The 15,573-nt window shown below is 35.5% G+C and carries 13 protein-coding genes and 1 pseudogene; 7 read left to right on the top strand and 7 right to left on the bottom strand.

The features are described 5' to 3' along the window. The first annotated feature begins 640 nt into the window (after positions 1 to 640). The 5 genes and pseudogenes from SKM54_RS08740 (at position 641) to SKM54_RS08720 (ending at position 6,172) form a co-directional block, all read left to right on the top strand. Positions 641 to 1,584, top strand: a pseudogene (locus SKM54_RS08740) (IS5 family transposase). Between the two features lie 179 nt (positions 1,585 to 1,763). Continuing rightward, a complete protein-coding gene (locus tag SKM54_RS08735; protein WP_321095155.1) occupies positions 1,764 to 2,399 on the top strand; it encodes a GGDEF domain-containing protein in 636 nt (211 codons plus the stop codon). Positions 2,400 to 2,489: 90 nt separating this feature from the next. Next, a complete protein-coding gene (gene mutS / locus SKM54_RS08730; protein ID WP_321095162.1) occupies positions 2,490 to 5,111 on the top strand; it encodes a DNA mismatch repair protein MutS in 2,622 nt (873 codons plus the stop codon). Between the two features lie 166 nt (positions 5,112 to 5,277). Then, complete coding sequence (locus SKM54_RS08725) at positions 5,278 to 5,595, top strand: hypothetical protein (RefSeq protein ID WP_154772162.1); 318 nt, start codon at positions 5,278 to 5,280, stop codon at positions 5,593 to 5,595. Positions 5,596 to 5,842: 247 nt separating this feature from the next. Continuing rightward, the gene (locus SKM54_RS08720) at positions 5,843 to 6,172 is read left to right on the top strand and encodes a hypothetical protein (protein ID WP_321089683.1); all 330 of its coding nucleotides are present in this window, start codon (positions 5,843 to 5,845) and stop codon (positions 6,170 to 6,172) included. A gap of 52 nt (positions 6,173 to 6,224) precedes the next feature. On the opposite strand, the gene tsaD is transcribed toward SKM54_RS08720, so the two are convergent. After that, positions 6,225 to 7,241 (bottom strand): tRNA (adenosine(37)-N6)-threonylcarbamoyltransferase complex transferase subunit TsaD, encoded by a 1,017-nt coding sequence (gene tsaD / locus SKM54_RS08715; RefSeq protein ID WP_321095154.1) that lies wholly within the window; start codon positions 7,239 to 7,241, stop codon positions 6,225 to 6,227. Between the two features lie 146 nt (positions 7,242 to 7,387). Between tsaD and rpsU the strand changes: the two genes are divergently transcribed. Further along, positions 7,388 to 7,603, top strand: a complete 216-nt coding sequence (rpsU, locus tag SKM54_RS08710; protein WP_001136722.1) for a 30S ribosomal protein S21 — start codon at positions 7,388 to 7,390, stop codon at positions 7,601 to 7,603. A 33-nt stretch (positions 7,604 to 7,636) separates the two neighbouring features. Further along, the gene (locus SKM54_RS08705) at positions 7,637 to 8,083 is read left to right on the top strand and encodes a GatB/YqeY domain-containing protein (protein ID WP_321095153.1); all 447 of its coding nucleotides are present in this window, start codon (positions 7,637 to 7,639) and stop codon (positions 8,081 to 8,083) included. Positions 8,084 to 8,199: 116 nt separating this feature from the next. Here SKM54_RS08705 and SKM54_RS08700 read toward each other — a convergent pair whose 3' ends face one another. The 6 genes from SKM54_RS08700 to SKM54_RS08675 form a co-directional block, all read right to left on the bottom strand. Continuing rightward, a complete protein-coding gene (locus SKM54_RS08700; protein WP_407061302.1) occupies positions 8,200 to 9,645 on the bottom strand; it encodes a M48 family metalloprotease in 1,446 nt (481 codons plus the stop codon). Positions 9,646 to 9,719: 74 nt separating this feature from the next. After that, the gene (locus tag SKM54_RS08695; RefSeq protein ID WP_321095152.1) at positions 9,720 to 10,697 is read right to left on the bottom strand and encodes a 2-hydroxyacid dehydrogenase; all 978 of its coding nucleotides are present in this window, start codon (positions 10,695 to 10,697) and stop codon (positions 9,720 to 9,722) included. 14 nt (positions 10,698 to 10,711) lie between these two features. Further along, on the bottom strand, positions 10,712 to 11,356 hold the full coding sequence (locus SKM54_RS08690; RefSeq protein WP_321095150.1) for a hypothetical protein: 645 nt from the start codon (positions 11,354 to 11,356) through the stop codon (positions 10,712 to 10,714). A gap of 89 nt (positions 11,357 to 11,445) precedes the next feature. After that, entirely contained in the window at positions 11,446 to 13,335 is a 1,890-nt protein-coding gene (locus tag SKM54_RS08685) for a M48 family metalloprotease (protein ID WP_321095149.1), read from the bottom strand. An 89-nt stretch (positions 13,336 to 13,424) separates the two neighbouring features. After that, positions 13,425 to 14,963, bottom strand: a complete 1,539-nt coding sequence (gene purF / locus SKM54_RS08680; RefSeq protein ID WP_321087120.1) for an amidophosphoribosyltransferase — start codon at positions 14,961 to 14,963, stop codon at positions 13,425 to 13,427. A 24-nt stretch (positions 14,964 to 14,987) separates the two neighbouring features. Beyond that, positions 14,988 to 15,572 (bottom strand): CvpA family protein, encoded by a 585-nt coding sequence (locus SKM54_RS08675; protein WP_321089679.1) that lies wholly within the window; start codon positions 15,570 to 15,572, stop codon positions 14,988 to 14,990. Position 15,573 lies beyond the last annotated feature (1 nt).

Genomic DNA, 15,573 nt, shown 5'->3' with positions numbered 1-15,573 from the left:
CGCCATTTTGCTGTAAAGCATTTCTTAAAAAACTTAAAAATCATATACTTCTCTTATATTTTGAATTTACAAATACACTCATTTTTTATTCAACTATTTCAAAATACCTACTCACCCCATACTTTTGAGCCATATTAAAAAAATAATAAAAGTTTATATAATTAGATATTTACATAAATACTGTCATGTATTTATTACTTAAAATATCGTTCAACTTTTCCCCACATTTTCTCAATAAATATAATTTAAAATAGTTCACCTAAAAATCTTATTACTCTAATATCAAGTGCATATTCGCTTAATTACTAAGCCCCCCAAAATATCAAACATGAATTAATGTATATTTATTAGCCTAAATTTAGCATAAAAACACACAAAAACAATGTGAAAAGTAACATAATTTTATTAATTAACACTTAAGTATTAATTAATATTTTTTAAATAAAAGTGACTTTCTGCCCAAAATTGAACATAAATATTAATTGCGTATTAATATTCGTTATAGATAGTTAACCGTATTAACAACTTTTTGATTCAATGAATAAAAAAATAATAAAGTTTTAAAAATAATTGATGATCTAAAAATAGCTTTGTTGCACTCACCTAGCCTAGAAGGTTTATTCAGCCATATAATTTCAAAATGAATAAACCAAGCCCAGAACCTATCGTATAAGCAATTGGCCTTCCTATAATTGAGCCCGAATTAACCGAACTAATATTTCCATTTGGCTTGATCCAAAGACTCAGTGGTATGCACAATCAAAAGCTAAGTATTGAAGAAATCAAACTTATTCTAATACAGTAATTCAATGCTGTTTGATGACCAAATCCCTATTTCGCCTTTCTTTACACATAGTTATAGGCTTTGTACAAAGCCTTTTCACCTCAGTTGTTTAAGTTGAACGGCATCGATTATTACACACCTTGCAGACGACAAAATCAGATTAATATTGCCATTAGCTACCAAAAAGTAGGATGGGCTGCATCTACTCGAAGACTCTGCTGGCTTGAAGTTTCTAGGTGAAGGTGATGAAAACGTAAAAAAATATGGACCTGAATATCATCATCAATGACCTAAGCTTCATATTGCTATCTATGCTGAAACCCTTCAGATACATGCAGTACAGCTCACGACAAATAATGTTAGCGATTCGCAAGTACTCAGAGATTTGCTTTCACAAATTCCCTTAGATGAACAAATTGATTCGGTCTATACAGCTGGGGCTTATGGCACAAAGCACTGCAGACAAGTCATTTTAGATCGAGATGCACATGCGGTTATCCCGCCAAGGAAAAATGCAAAACCATGGAAAGATCAGAAATTGAGATCTTTAGAGAGGAATGAATTATTAAAAAACAGTCAATCTTGCGAAGCCGTGCTTCTCAAGAAGAATACTTTAGAAAAAGTGGTCTGATTATCATCATCAAAGCTTGGTGGAAACCAAAATGCATTGCATCAAATTATTAAGCGATAAACTCAGTGCAAGGAACTTTAATAGCCAAGTCAATGAGATCCATGCACGTGTAGCCGTGTTAAATAAATTTACCGAGTTAGGTCAACCACATACCCAAGTTATGCCTTAAATTTGAGTAGATATGGGCAATCTTAATTTTTACATCTTTGTGCAACAAAGCCCTTCTATACAGCGATTATTGCAGGTTGGTTAGGCGGTTTAGTAGGTATCCTTTTTTCAAATTATTATAATTTATATATTGATTGGACTTATTTAATACATACATACATTTTTAGTAGCTTTTTCGGCATGTCTTTATGTTACGTCATAGATCGACAACATCGTGAAAACTATCTTCAGAACTGTATTATTGAAACCACGCAAAAAGAAATATCTGATCAAGCACAGTTACTTGAAGAATTATCACTGCTCGACCCACTCACTGGATTAGCCAATAGACGCTATTTAAATCGAGTTTTAGAAGCTGAATGGATTCTAGCAATTAAACAGAAAAAACCGATATCTATCATTATGCTAGATATAGACTACTTCAAAAATTACAATGATAGCTTAGGACATATTTCTCGTGATAGTTGCCTACAAGCGATTGCTGTTGCACTCAAAAGCATAACGAAAAATCATTCTGAAATTGCAGCTCGTTATGGTGGAGAAGAGTTTCTATTGGTATTTCCGCAAACAAGTAGAGAAAAAGTAGAAGAAATTGCAAATTTAATTTTATACAGCATTAAAAATCTTAAAATAAAACACCCAGATAGTCCTATTTGCACGAATATAACGGTGAGTTTAGGTGTGGTTACAACGATTCCTAATCCAAATGATCTATTACGTGATTTTATTGAAGAAGCCGACAAAAAATTATATGGCGCTAAAAAATCAGGACGAAATCGTTATCAAATTTCACAATCTAATAATGTAATCATTTGATTATTTTTATAACAGAATAAGCCAAGTCAATAGGTAGTTTTTCGCCAAAAGACTGCTAAAATCGAATGTATAAATGACTTAATTAATGTGATGACGAACTTTTCAATGACTGATCTTTCTAACCATACACCGATGATGCAGCAATACTTAAAAATAAAAATGCAGCATCCTCATTCATTGATGTTTTATCGCATGGGCGATTTTTACGAATTATTTTTTGATGATGCAAAAAAAGCAGTCAAATTATTAGGTATTACACTTACCCATCGTGGAAAAGCCAATGGTGACCCAATTCCGATGGCAGGTGTTCCTTATCATGCAGCGGAAGGTTATTTAGCGCGCTTAGTAAAGAAAGGCGAAACTGTTGTAATTTGCGAACAACTTGGTGAAGTAACAGGAAAAGGCCCTGTTGAACGTGGTGTTGTACGTATTATTACGCCTGGAACGCTCACAGATGATGCTCTTCTTACTGCACATCAATCCTCAAACTTAGTCTCTATTTGCATTCAGCAAAATCAAATTGGTATAGCCCTACTTGACCTAAGTGCAGGTATTTTTAAAGTTCAACAGCAAGAATATAAAACAGAACAATTAAGCATTGAACTTTCACGTTTAATGCCAAGTGAAATTGTGATTGATGAGAATATTATCGACCCAAATATTGTGGAAGATATTAAACGACTTTTAGATTGCCCAATTACCAAGCGTCCAAATGTCGATTTCAATTTAAATAATGCACAAAAGACATTATGCGATCAGCTTGGCGTATCTACGCTTTCAGGTTTTGGTATCGATCATTTACCTTTGGCAAAAGCAGCTGCCGCAGCACTCATTCATTATGCAAAAGAAACACAAAAAACAGCCTTACCACATATTCGCTCAATTCAGCTGGAACAAAGCAGTGACTTTATTGCCTTAGATCCTGTAACACGTCGTAATTTAGAACTTATTGAACCACTTTTTGAACATGGTACATCTTTATTTCAACTGATTAACGATTGTAAAACTGCAATGGGTGGACGCTTACTTAGCCGTACCCTGATGCAACCCTTACGTGATACAGCAATTTTAGATGATCGCTTAGATGCAACAACTGTGCTTTTAAAAGGCTACCACGAAGAACCTGTTCGTTTAGTTTTAAAAGAAATTGGGGATATTGAACGTGTGCTAAGCCGTATTGCTTTAGGTAGCGCACGCCCACGAGATTTAGTTCAATTGCGTCAAACTTGTGCGCAAATTCCATTTTTACGTCACGCAATTAAACCCATTATATCGGCTCAACAATCTAAACTCATTCAACAATTAAACGATGAATTGGGTGATTTTCATGGTCTGCATGCACGTTTGATGTCTGCAATTGTAGAAAATCCACCTGTTTTATTACGTGACGGTAATGTGATTGCCGAAGGTTTCGACAGTGAGCTTGATGAACTACGTAAAATTCGTGATCACGCAGGTCAATTCTTAATTGATTTAGAAATCCAAGAACGTGAAAACACAGGAATTTCAACTTTAAAAATTGGCTATAACCGTGTGAGTGGTTATTACATCGAGCTTACACGTGCCCAAGCCGAGCAAGCTCCCGATCATTATATTCGTCGTCAAACGCTCAAAAATGCTGAGCGCTACATTACTCCAGAATTAAAATCTTTTGAAGATAAAGTACTTTCAAGTGAATCGCGCGCGCTTGCACGTGAAAAAATGCTTTTTGAAATGCTACTAGATGAACTTCGTGCAGATATTGGCAATTTACAAATGATGAGTGCAGCAATTGCACAAATTGATATGCTTGCTAATTTTGCACATCAAGCACGTTTACGCAGTTGGAATCGCCCTGAATTTAGCCCTGAAATTGGTCTTAAAATAGTTGCAGGTCGTCATCCTGTTGTTGAAGAATTAAGTAAATCTGCATTCACTCCTAATGACACAACCCTAGATTTTAATCATCGTATGGCGATTATTACAGGGCCAAACATGGGTGGTAAATCGACCTTTATGCGCCAAACAGCGCTTATTGCTTTACTTGCCTATTGCGGTAGTTATGTTCCTGCTCAAGCTTCAATTTTAGGACCAATTGATCGTGTATTTACACGAATTGGCTCAGCCGATGATTTATCTACAGGCAAATCTACGTTTATGGTAGAAATGACTGAAACATCACAAATTTTGCATCACGCAACCAATCAATCTTTAGTTTTAATGGATGAGGTTGGACGTGGTACAAGCACTTACGATGGTTTATCGCTTGCTTGGGCGTGTGTTTTAGATTTAACAAAACGTATTAAATGCTTATGTTTGTTTGCAACTCACTATTTTGAATTAACAGAGCTAAGTAAAGAAACAGGTATAGATAACTATCATGTAACAGCAAAAGAATTAAATGGCAATTTAATTTTATTACATAAAGTTCAGCAAGGTCCTGCGAGTCAAAGTCACGGTTTACAGGTTGCAAAACTTGCAGGTATTCCTGCAAATGTAATTAAAGATGCACAAAACCGTTTAAAAATTTTAGAGAAACAACAGCAAAAAACGGTGGCATTTTCTGTGCAAAATGACTTATTTGCAATTGAGCCAGAAGTGGAAGTTATTGAGCGTGTTATTGAAATTGAGAAGAAATCTCCTGCTTTAGAATATCTTCATTCTATTGATGTAGATAACTTAACGCCACGACAAGCACTTGAACAACTTTATGCTTTAAAAGAAAAACTCTAATTTTTTACTTATCGACTTAATATTTAAAGACCTGTAATCACAGTTATAGGTCTTTATTTTTTGTACATAAACACCACAAAGCTATAAATAAAAGTACAAACTAGATCACTTTATATTCAGCTACAGTACAGCTTTTATTTTATTCATAAATAATAGGTTTCTTATAATGAAAAAAGGTCAAATCGCTTTAATATTTATTATTGGTTTAGCACTAGGTTCAATTGCTGGTTATATTGCATATTCACAACTTACTGCACGCTATGTAGCCACAACAACAGCCTGTACAATAGTTAATGAAGCTGTAAACCATAAATTACTTACAACCGATCAAGTGAAAGAGCTTGGCCATTTGGCTGGTCAAGAAATGAATAAAAATTATGCCTCTGTAGCATCAAAATTTGCCTTAACCAAAGAACAAGTTGAAGCTGCATCTCCAGAATCAAACTGTAGCCAATTTCTTGTAGGCGTTAACGAAGCTAAATAAGCTTATTGCCCTTTAAACGTAATTACATTAGATCAATATCATCACTTTTTAAACTCATTCGTTTTCTTCTAGATGAATTTACATAAAAATTTGATGAAAATGGTCTAATGTAGAGCGTTATTTTACAAACATAATAATGAGAATATTCTTATAATTTTTTTGCTTATCTTGGTATTTTTCCTTAAAGTAAGCGCATTATTTTTATGCATACTCTCCTTTTATGAATTTTAGATTTTTTGCATTTGGAATGAGCGCCTTGTTTGGCTTAGTTGTTTGCATGGTCATATTAACCATGGTTGGAAGCCAATTCCTCACAAAAGATCAATTATCCGTACTTATTGAACCCACTTTCTTTTTTGGTTTTGTTGTTATTGGTTTTTTTATTGCGCAAAAAGCATTGCCCAACAAATATATTCATTCAACGGTCTTAGCGCTTATTCTTGTTGCATTTATGGCATTATTTTTAGATGTTGTAAAACAAGTTCCGACAAATTTATGGAAGTTTTTAGGATTAAGTTTTGTACTGATGCAAGTTGGAATAGGCTTACATTTAGCTTTAAAACATTTTAAGAAATAATCACTTTTATAAATAAAAAAGAGGCTCTAAAGCCTCTTTTTTTATTTAAATATTAAACTTCATTTGGGTTTGTTAATTCCGTCATTGGCCAACGTGGCGTTGTTGTTACAGATAATCCATCTTGCTGACCCGCTTTTAAACGTTGATAACCTGCAAATGCAATCATTGCACCATTATCTGTACATAAAGCTGGTTCTGCATAATAAACAGATGCACGAATTTTATCTAAATCTGCTTCCAAACGTTCACGTAAACGTTTATTTGCACTTACACCACCTGCAATAACCAAACGTTTTAAACCTGTTTGCTTTAAGGCTTTTACAGATTTTTTGACCAATGTATCGACTAAAGCTTCTTGGAAACTTGCTGCAATATCTTCATCACGCTTTTCGCCATCTAACTTTTTAAGCTGCACTGAAACCGCAGTTTTTAAACCGCTAAATGAAAAAGTAAGACCTTGATGTAACATTGGACGTGGGAATTCAAAGGCATCTTTATTGCCTTTTTCTGCCAACCGAGAAATATTTGGTCCACCCGGATAGGGTAATTTCAACATTTTAGCCACTTTATCAAATGCCTCACCTGCTGCATCATCAATTGACTCACCAAGCAATTCATATTGCCCAATTCCGTACGCAGCCATAAGTTGTGTATGACCGCCAGAGACCAATAAAGCGACAAACGGAAATTCCGGTGGAGTTTCCGATAATAATGGTGCAAGCATATGACCTTCCATATGATGAACACCAATCGCAGGTTTATTTAAAGCAAATGCTAACGTTCTGCCAAATAAAGCACCTGTCATTAATGCGCCCATTAAGCCCGGACCACGTGTATAAGCAATCGCATCAATTTCAGATTTTTTCACGTTACTTTCTTCAAGTAATTGATTAATTAATGGAATTAACTTTCTAACATGATCACGAGATGCAAGCTCTGGTACTACACCGCCATATTCGGCATGCAATTTAATTTGGCTATAAAGTACCTGCCCTCGCAACCCTAACTCGCTGTCATACAAAGCAAGTCCTGTTTCATCACAAGAAGTTTCTAAGCCCAAAACGATCATTAAATTGCCTATAAATTATATCAAATCAAATGCGAAGCCTATTATAGACTTGTGGTATGAGATGTAAATGAGTAAAATACTGCACTTCACTTGTGATCCAAGACAATTCGGTCTAGATCTTATCCATAACTTAATGAGGATTCTTCATGCCACAAGTTAAATTGAAAGAAGGCGAACCAGTAGACGTAGCTATCCGTCGCTTCAAACGTTCATGCGAAAAAGCTGGTGTTTTAGCTGACGTTCGTAAACGCGAATTCTACGAGAAACCAACTCAAGAACGTAAGCGCAAAAAAGCTGCTGCTGTTAAACGCTACCAAAAGAAATTGGCGCGTGAATCAGTACGTACTACTCGCCTTTACTAAGATTAATTTGTGATTGACTGACTGGAAATATAAATGACTACATTAAAAAGCCAAATAACTGAAGTTTTAAAAGCAACAATGCGTGCCAAAGAAATGAGTAAGTTAACGGTAATACGTAGTCTACAGGCAGCAATTAAGCAAATCGAAGTCGATGATCGTAAAGAGCTTGACGACGCTCAAGTTCTTGCGGTTATTGAAAAGCAAATAAAACAACGTAAAGAATCGATTAAAGCCTTTCTAGGTGCTAATCGAGATGATTTAGCTAGTAAAGAGCAAGCCGAACTTGAGGTTTTATCTCAATTTCTACCAGAAGCTATGACTGAGGAAGAGCTTGATTCTATCATTGCGCAAACGATCATTGCGCAAGAAGCTACTAGCATGAAAGATATGGGTAAGGTGATGAACTCTCTGCGTCCGCTCATAGCCGGGCGCGCCGATCCTTCTCTAGTTTCTAGCAAAATTAAAGCGAAACTGGCTTAATATCTTAAATCAATAAAATTACGTTGAACTGTCTTTATAAAAAGTCAGTTCATAACGTCAAAATTATAAAAATAAAGTTCGTCTAGTTCTATCAAAAACCCAAATAAAATCACCTGTTAAAGCTTATATTGTCTTTCTTTCTGCATTTCCGTTAAACGCTTTTTAATTGTATCTGACATAGCTAAATTATCTTTAGATAAACGTTGTGCATGCAAAAGTGATTTAATCGCATTATCTTCCAAGCCTGACCAATACTGTACTTCCGCCCTGTATCGCAATACGTTAACTGTACGTAGAGGATTGGCTTTATCTGCATTTGCAGACTGCTGCATAAGCAACCATGCATTAGAATCAATCGGATTTTTTCGAATAAATCTTTGAACAGTCGCTTGCGCTTCAGCTTGCATATTTTTTCGAATAAACACTTCTGCAAGTTTAAAATTTAAGGCTCTATTTTCAGGCGTGACTTTAGCAATTGACTGAATTTCACTTAAAGCCAAATCAATTTTATTTTGGGCTAAATAAATATCTGTCTGAATTAAAGTTAAAAGATTATGTGGCGTATTATGTTGTTTAGCCGCATTTAACGCATTTTGAGCGGAGTTATATTCCCCTGAATTTAAATAATAAGCTGCCAATGCAATTTGGCTAGGCAAAGTATTGCGAGCAGCCATATTTTTAAGCTGTTGCTCTGTACGCTGATTCGATAAAACCGCAGTATATTGTTTTAGTATTTCAAAATCTGTTTGATCTAGTTTTTGGCGTACTTTAGGAAGTTGTCTTGCACGTAAACGCGCTTCACTCATTCGCTCAGTTGTGAGCGGGTGCGTAAACCAAAAATCTGGTAAATAACTCACACGTGCCGTAGCACGGTTCATCACCTCAAAAAAGTCTGCCATACCTTCAGGGTTATAACCTGCCGCATACATATATTGCATGCCAATACGGTCAGCCTCACGCTCTTGGTTACGGCTATACGAAAGTTGTTTGTCTATTAACGCTGCTTGCGAGCCTAGCATCACAGCAGCACCAGCATTTGAATCCGACTGCGTTGCAACCAAAGCGCCAACCAAAATACCTGCCAAAGCCAATAAACCTTGCCCTTTAAATGCTTCTTGTGACCGACTGTAATGACGTTGTGTTACATGTGCAATTTCATGTGACATAACCCCTACTACTTCATCCATTGTTCTTGCTGAAGTAATTAGTCCTGTATTTAAAGCAAACAAACCACCAGGTACAGCAAAAGCATTAATTTGACTATCGTTAATAACAACAAGACCAACAGGTTTCGAAAGTTGAGTTTGGCTTAAAATTTGTGAAAATGTTGAAAATAATTGATCTTCTAGCCACGGATTATTCAAAATTGGCATTTGACGATGAACTTCTCGATATACTTTTTCGCCAATAAATTTTTCATTTTGTTGATCTAACAGACCAACACCACTGCCAATTTCAGGAACAGTAAATTGAGTTTTTTGATTGAATGAAAATGAATCATCATGGGCACATGTAATTGCCGAACTTAATCCAAGCCCAACCGCAAAAATAATTTTTTTCAAAATTAAACTCAATCCCTAAGATACTCAACTTATAAAATATAGCACTCAAATATGAAGATTAATGCAAAGATCTGTTATTCGATTGCAGAAATTTCTTTATTCACAATATATTGTGGTTGCTTCCCTTCCAAAACATCGACTAAATTTTGGTAAGCAAGCTCTGCCATTTTTTTACGTGTGCTTGTTGTTGCAGACCCAATATGCGGCAAAGTAACCACATTATCTAAGTTAAATAACTCAGAACTTTGCAATGGCTCGGTTTCATAAACATCTAAACCTGCTGCGAATATTCTTTTATTTTTTAATGCTTCTATTAAGGCGGTTTCATTAATAACAGAACCACGGGAAATATTGATAATGCCCGCATGTTTCTGCATTAAATCAAATTCTTTTTCACTTATTAAAGCTTTAGATTCTGCATTTAAATCTACAGCTACAACTATAAAATCTGCACGTTTAAGTAAATCATTAAGTTCGCAATATTCTGCATTTAAAGATTGAGCAACTTCTAATTTTGGTTTTCTATTATGATATAAAATATTCATATTAAAGCCATAAAAACCACGTCGTGCAATTGCTGCACCGATATGCCCTAACCCTATAATTCCAAGTGTCTTTCCATGCACATCCAAACCAAATTGCCCCACCCCAACAGTACGTTTCCATTCACCATTTTTCACCCAAGCATCGAGTGATGGAACTTTTCTAGCCACACTCATAAGCAAAGTAAATGCTAAGTCTGCTGTGCTTTCTGTAAGTACGTGTGGCGTATTACAAAGTAGAATTTTCTGCTGATTCAAATAATTTAGATCGTAATTATCATAACCAACACTTACACTAGAAATAATTTTTAGCTGAGTTGCAGAAGATAAGTTACTTTCGTTAAGTAAGCGACCTGCGCCGATTAAACCATCGGCATCTTTTACTTCTTTTAAAATCTGTGCATTCACATCCCCATTTTTAGGGTTAATGATGCTGACTTGATATTTTTCTTGAAGTTTTTCTAATATTTCTAAATCTATTTGGCTAAATACAACAACTTTTTTCTTCATTCCCTTTCCAATATTTAGACTTTATTTTGTATAAATTTCCATAATCTCTTTTTCAAGAATGGCTCATCTAACATTTCTTGTAAACTTGCCAAATGCATTATATTTGATTTTGTGTAATGAGGAACTTGCCCTAAAACCAACACGGTTTTTTCTGTGGAAATAACATCTAAAAAGCCTTGAATAAAGCTTTCCACACCATAACCATCTTGTAATTCAGGCAATGCAAAAGGCCAATTCAATTCAGTAAATTCCGCTTGAACAGCACGTTGAATATTCGACCACAACAATTGCTGATCTGAAGTAATATTCGTACCTTCCATAAGAATAACAAGGTGTGACAACACCAAAGCCTGAATATTAAATGGCTGTAAAATAACACTTGGACGTAGTTCTTGTTCGACTGCCTCAATGGGTTCTTCTTTTTGTTCAAGCTTCCCTTGAACTTGTTTTGACTGTTCTGCTTCAAATGACAAGATTGGATCATTGAGAAGTTCATCTGTTGTAGATATTTCAACATGTGATGTGATATCCAACATTACTTCAGGCGTATTTTGATCTCGCCAAATTGTAGATTGAGGTAATTGTTGGCACATTGCTCCTTTAGAAACCCAAATATCGATTCCTAAATTTGCTAATACTTCACGTGAATGCCCAATCATCAAATTATCTACACTCAATTATCTATTAAACTACTATGTCTATTCTAACGAGAATACGTTTAATATTCTCTTATATTTAAATCACTATGTTAAATAATAATCAAACTATTTTTCTTATGCATAAGTTTAACAATTTCATCACTCTCAAAACCCAATCGCCAATATAAAAGCTCTAAAACATCTAACTCATCTTGTGTGATAATTCGATCATTCCACAAGCAAACTTCAGCAATGCTTAGAATATTTAAACGCTCACGCAATAACAAACCAGACATATCTTGCAAAATTTCTGCTAAATCTATCGGCTCATCGGAAATATCTTCGTACAAAATAGCTTCTTCAGGGCTTAATATTCGATTTAGGATTCGCTCTCTTACCTCTAACTGACTTTCACTATTAATTTGCTGAACGTGTAATAGTGCATCAATCAAACGCACTATATGCATTTTTACTTCTTCTAAAGAAGTTGGAATATGCAGTGGCAATAAATTCACTTCATATTTAACACGCTCTAAAAGCAGTGCATCCAACAGACCTATTTCACCATCTTCTTGAATAATTTTAGCAAGCTTTGTTAAAAATTGACGTGCAACACTTGCAGGCATACTGCCAATATTTCCACATGCCTCATGGAAAATTGCCACGTGTGTACGACCATCTTCATTAAGAAGTGCATCCACAATTGCACGACTAACTTCAGCCTCCGCCGGTATAAACTCTCTATACTGACGAATCATTAAAATAGCAACCATAACTTCCCGAGAACCAGTTGCTGTTTGCAAGGCTCGCTGAATAAGCTCTGGACGTTCCATGTTTGCACGTACTTCTGGATTAAGTGGCTTAATTGCATCTTTTAAAGCAAAACTAATCGGTGATAAACGCAATAGTGGCAATGGCTGTGGTGATTGCCATGGCATTGAATACTCACTACTAAATTCTTCGAGTGGTCTAAACAAACTAAACCAAGGCAAATAGCGTATCTTTTTTAAATTTTCAAGTTGCAAGTCTTTTACCAAAGTTGAATCTAATTCAAATATTCGCGCTTCAATACTTGGGTGAATATTCATCCAACTTTGGGGGCTTAATGAGTTCGCAAAACACATATGTGAAATAGATTCAGAAAATTCACTATGAATTTGTGAACCTGCATGATGAACATAAATACGTAATAAAATTTGAATATTCGCATTATTTTTTATTAATTCTTTTGTACTTAAATCATTTTCAAACGTGCGCCCACTTAAAGTTATATATTTAACCAAGCGATTAATTAACACACCCAAACTACCAAATAGCCAAATTACACCACCAAGCGCAATAAAAGCTGTTGAAAGTTTATGCGGATCTTGCATGTAATTACGATTAAATCCACGTTTAGCCAATTTACTTCCTAGTTGACCAAATGACGTTAGACTACTGTATAAAATCTTAATTTTGGTATTTTCAGCCGTTTCACCCGACAAAATTCGGTTAAATTCATGGCTCAATAAACCATATAACTCTTGCCGATCTAAATTTTGCAGTGCACCCCAAGTTAAAATAATCACAATATCTTTGGGGTAAAACCCTGCAGTTAATGCATTCACACCAACTTCATCTGCCAGAACATAAACAGCAGGTGTTTCTATATTAAATTTTTCTGATAATTTAGCGACAATAGTAAGTGCTGCATGTTCTTCTGGCGTGCTTTCTAAAAAATTTAATGATCTTGCTTTAAGCTTTCTAGCTAATGAATGACCGCCAGAACGAAATACATAGCACTCAATTGCAATTGAAATACCCATAATAGATAAAATCAAAATTGCAAAACTAAGGCTAAAATCATTCCATAAGATGGCTTGGCTTTCATCGAAATAATGCACTAAAACACCAAGCAAAATATTTAAAATGCTGAGTGTTAAAATAACAGCAATAGCCCAAATAAATGTCGCTAAAACCATATTTTTATTTTTTATAAAATAACAACTTACATCATTCAATGTAAATTTTCCCAATATTTTTAGTGTATAGCTACATCATAAATTAAAAAAGCGGGAATTTCCCGCTTTTCTAAATCTAAGAAAAATATTTATCCTTCTTGCAGACCTGTTAAATCTACAGAAGCAGCATCAACATTTACGTCGATGTAAGGATCTTTTTTAGCTTTTGCAGATTCACTGCGTTGCTTTTGAAGGTTATCTAAGTATTGCTCGTCAATTCCACCAGCAACATAAACACCATCAAATACAGAACAGTCAAAATCTTTAACTTCAGGAACTTTGGTCGTTCTTACTGCATCTTTTAAATCTTCCAAATCTTGGAAAATTAAACGATCTGCACCAATAATTTCACGAATTTCTTCAACGCTACGTTCAGATGCAATAAGTTCAGATTTCACCGGCATATCAATACCGTACACGTTTGGATATTTCACCATTGGTGCAGCAGAAGCAAAGAATACTTTTTTCGCGCCTGAATCACGTGCCATTTGAATAATTTCATTACACGTTGTACCACGTACAATTGAGTCATCTACAAGTAAAACATTCTTGTTTTGGAACTCAAGTTCTACAGGGTTTAGCTTTTGGCGTACAGATTTTTCGCGTTGCTGCTGACCAGGCATAATGAAAGTACGACCGATATAACGGTTTTTCATGAAGCCTTCACGGAATTTTACGCCCAAGAAGTTTGCAAGCTCTAATGCCGAAGTACGTGAAGTATCTGGAATTGGAATCACAACATCAATATCGTGTTCTTCGCCCCACTCACGCGAAATTTTTTGCGCAAGCTTTTCACCCATTTTCAAACGAGCTTTATAAACTGAAATACCATCAATCGTTGCATCTGGACGTGCAAAATAAACATATTCAAAAATACATGGACGATATTCTGGATTTTCAGAACATTGCTTCGTGAATAACTGACCTTCGTTATTAATTAAGATAGCTTCGCCAGGTAGAACATCACGCTCAACTTTAAAACCTAATGCAGTTAATGCAACAGATTCTGAAGCTAAGATATATTCTTTACCATCAACAGTATCACGCGAACCTAAAATTAATGGACGAATACCATTTGGGTCACGGAAACCAACAATGCCATGATCTGTAATCATTGCAACAACTGCATAACCACCTTTGCAACGCTCATGCACACGAGTCACAACATGGAAAATATCATCGGCAGTTGGGTTTAACTTGCCACGTTTTTGCAATTCATGTGCAAATACGTTTAATAATACTTCTGAATCTGAATCTGTATTCATATGACGTAAGTCAGTTTTGAATAAATCATCATGAATTTCTTTAGCATTGGTCAAGTTACCATTATGCGCCAAAGTAATACCGTATGGTGAGTTCACATAAAACGGTTGCGCTTCTGCACTGCTTGAAGAACCCGCAGTTGGATAACGCACATGACCAATACCGTAGTTACCTTTTAAGGCACGCATATGACGAGTATGGAATACATCACGCACCATACCATTGTCTTTACGAAGGAATAAACGTCCATCGTGACATGTCACTATTCCTGCTGCGTCTTGTCCACGATGTTGCAACATCGTCAAAGCATCAAACAACATTTGGTTAACAGGTGACTTACCAGCTATACCAACAACTCCACACATAACAACCTCGCAGACAAGCTAGGATTAATAAAAAGGATTATTCGTTGAATCACCCGATTTCTCACTGTTTTTATGTGAGTTTTCAGGTGCTGAATCTGAAGATGTCGGAGCATCTTCAGACTTCATGTGCTTTAACGCTTCATTTGCAGCTTCTTTAGACAATTCAGATGCCCAAGGCGCATATGGCAGCAAGTTTTGTATAAATTTAGACTGCTTCCAATGTGGTGAACTTTCCACCCAAGGTCCAATTCCTTGCATAGTGATAAGTACAACCAACAAGCCTTTTAACGTTCCAAAAGCACCACCTGCCAATCTATTTAAAGGGCCAAGTTTAAGTGATTTTAAAATTCCATTTAAAAGGTAGGTCACAATCCATGTTGATACAATAATAACCAAAACAATGAAAGCGAATGCAGATATCTTTTGAACAACAGGATCTGAGCTCAATGCGGACATTAGTGGTGCTAAGCTAGATGAGTATTTTGCAGCAACAATTAATGCAAAAATCCATCCAACCAAGTTCGCAAAGGCTTTAATAAATCCTTGTCGCAAACCGTTTAGCCCTCCAATGAGCAAAATGATCAATATAAAGATATCTATCGTATTCATA

Source organism: Acinetobacter faecalis, assembly GCF_034187745.1.
Taxonomy (GTDB): domain Bacteria; phylum Pseudomonadota; class Gammaproteobacteria; order Pseudomonadales; family Moraxellaceae; genus Acinetobacter; species Acinetobacter faecalis.
Note: the sequence above shows the minus strand (reverse complement) of the source record. Positions and strands in the feature narration are given on the sequence as shown.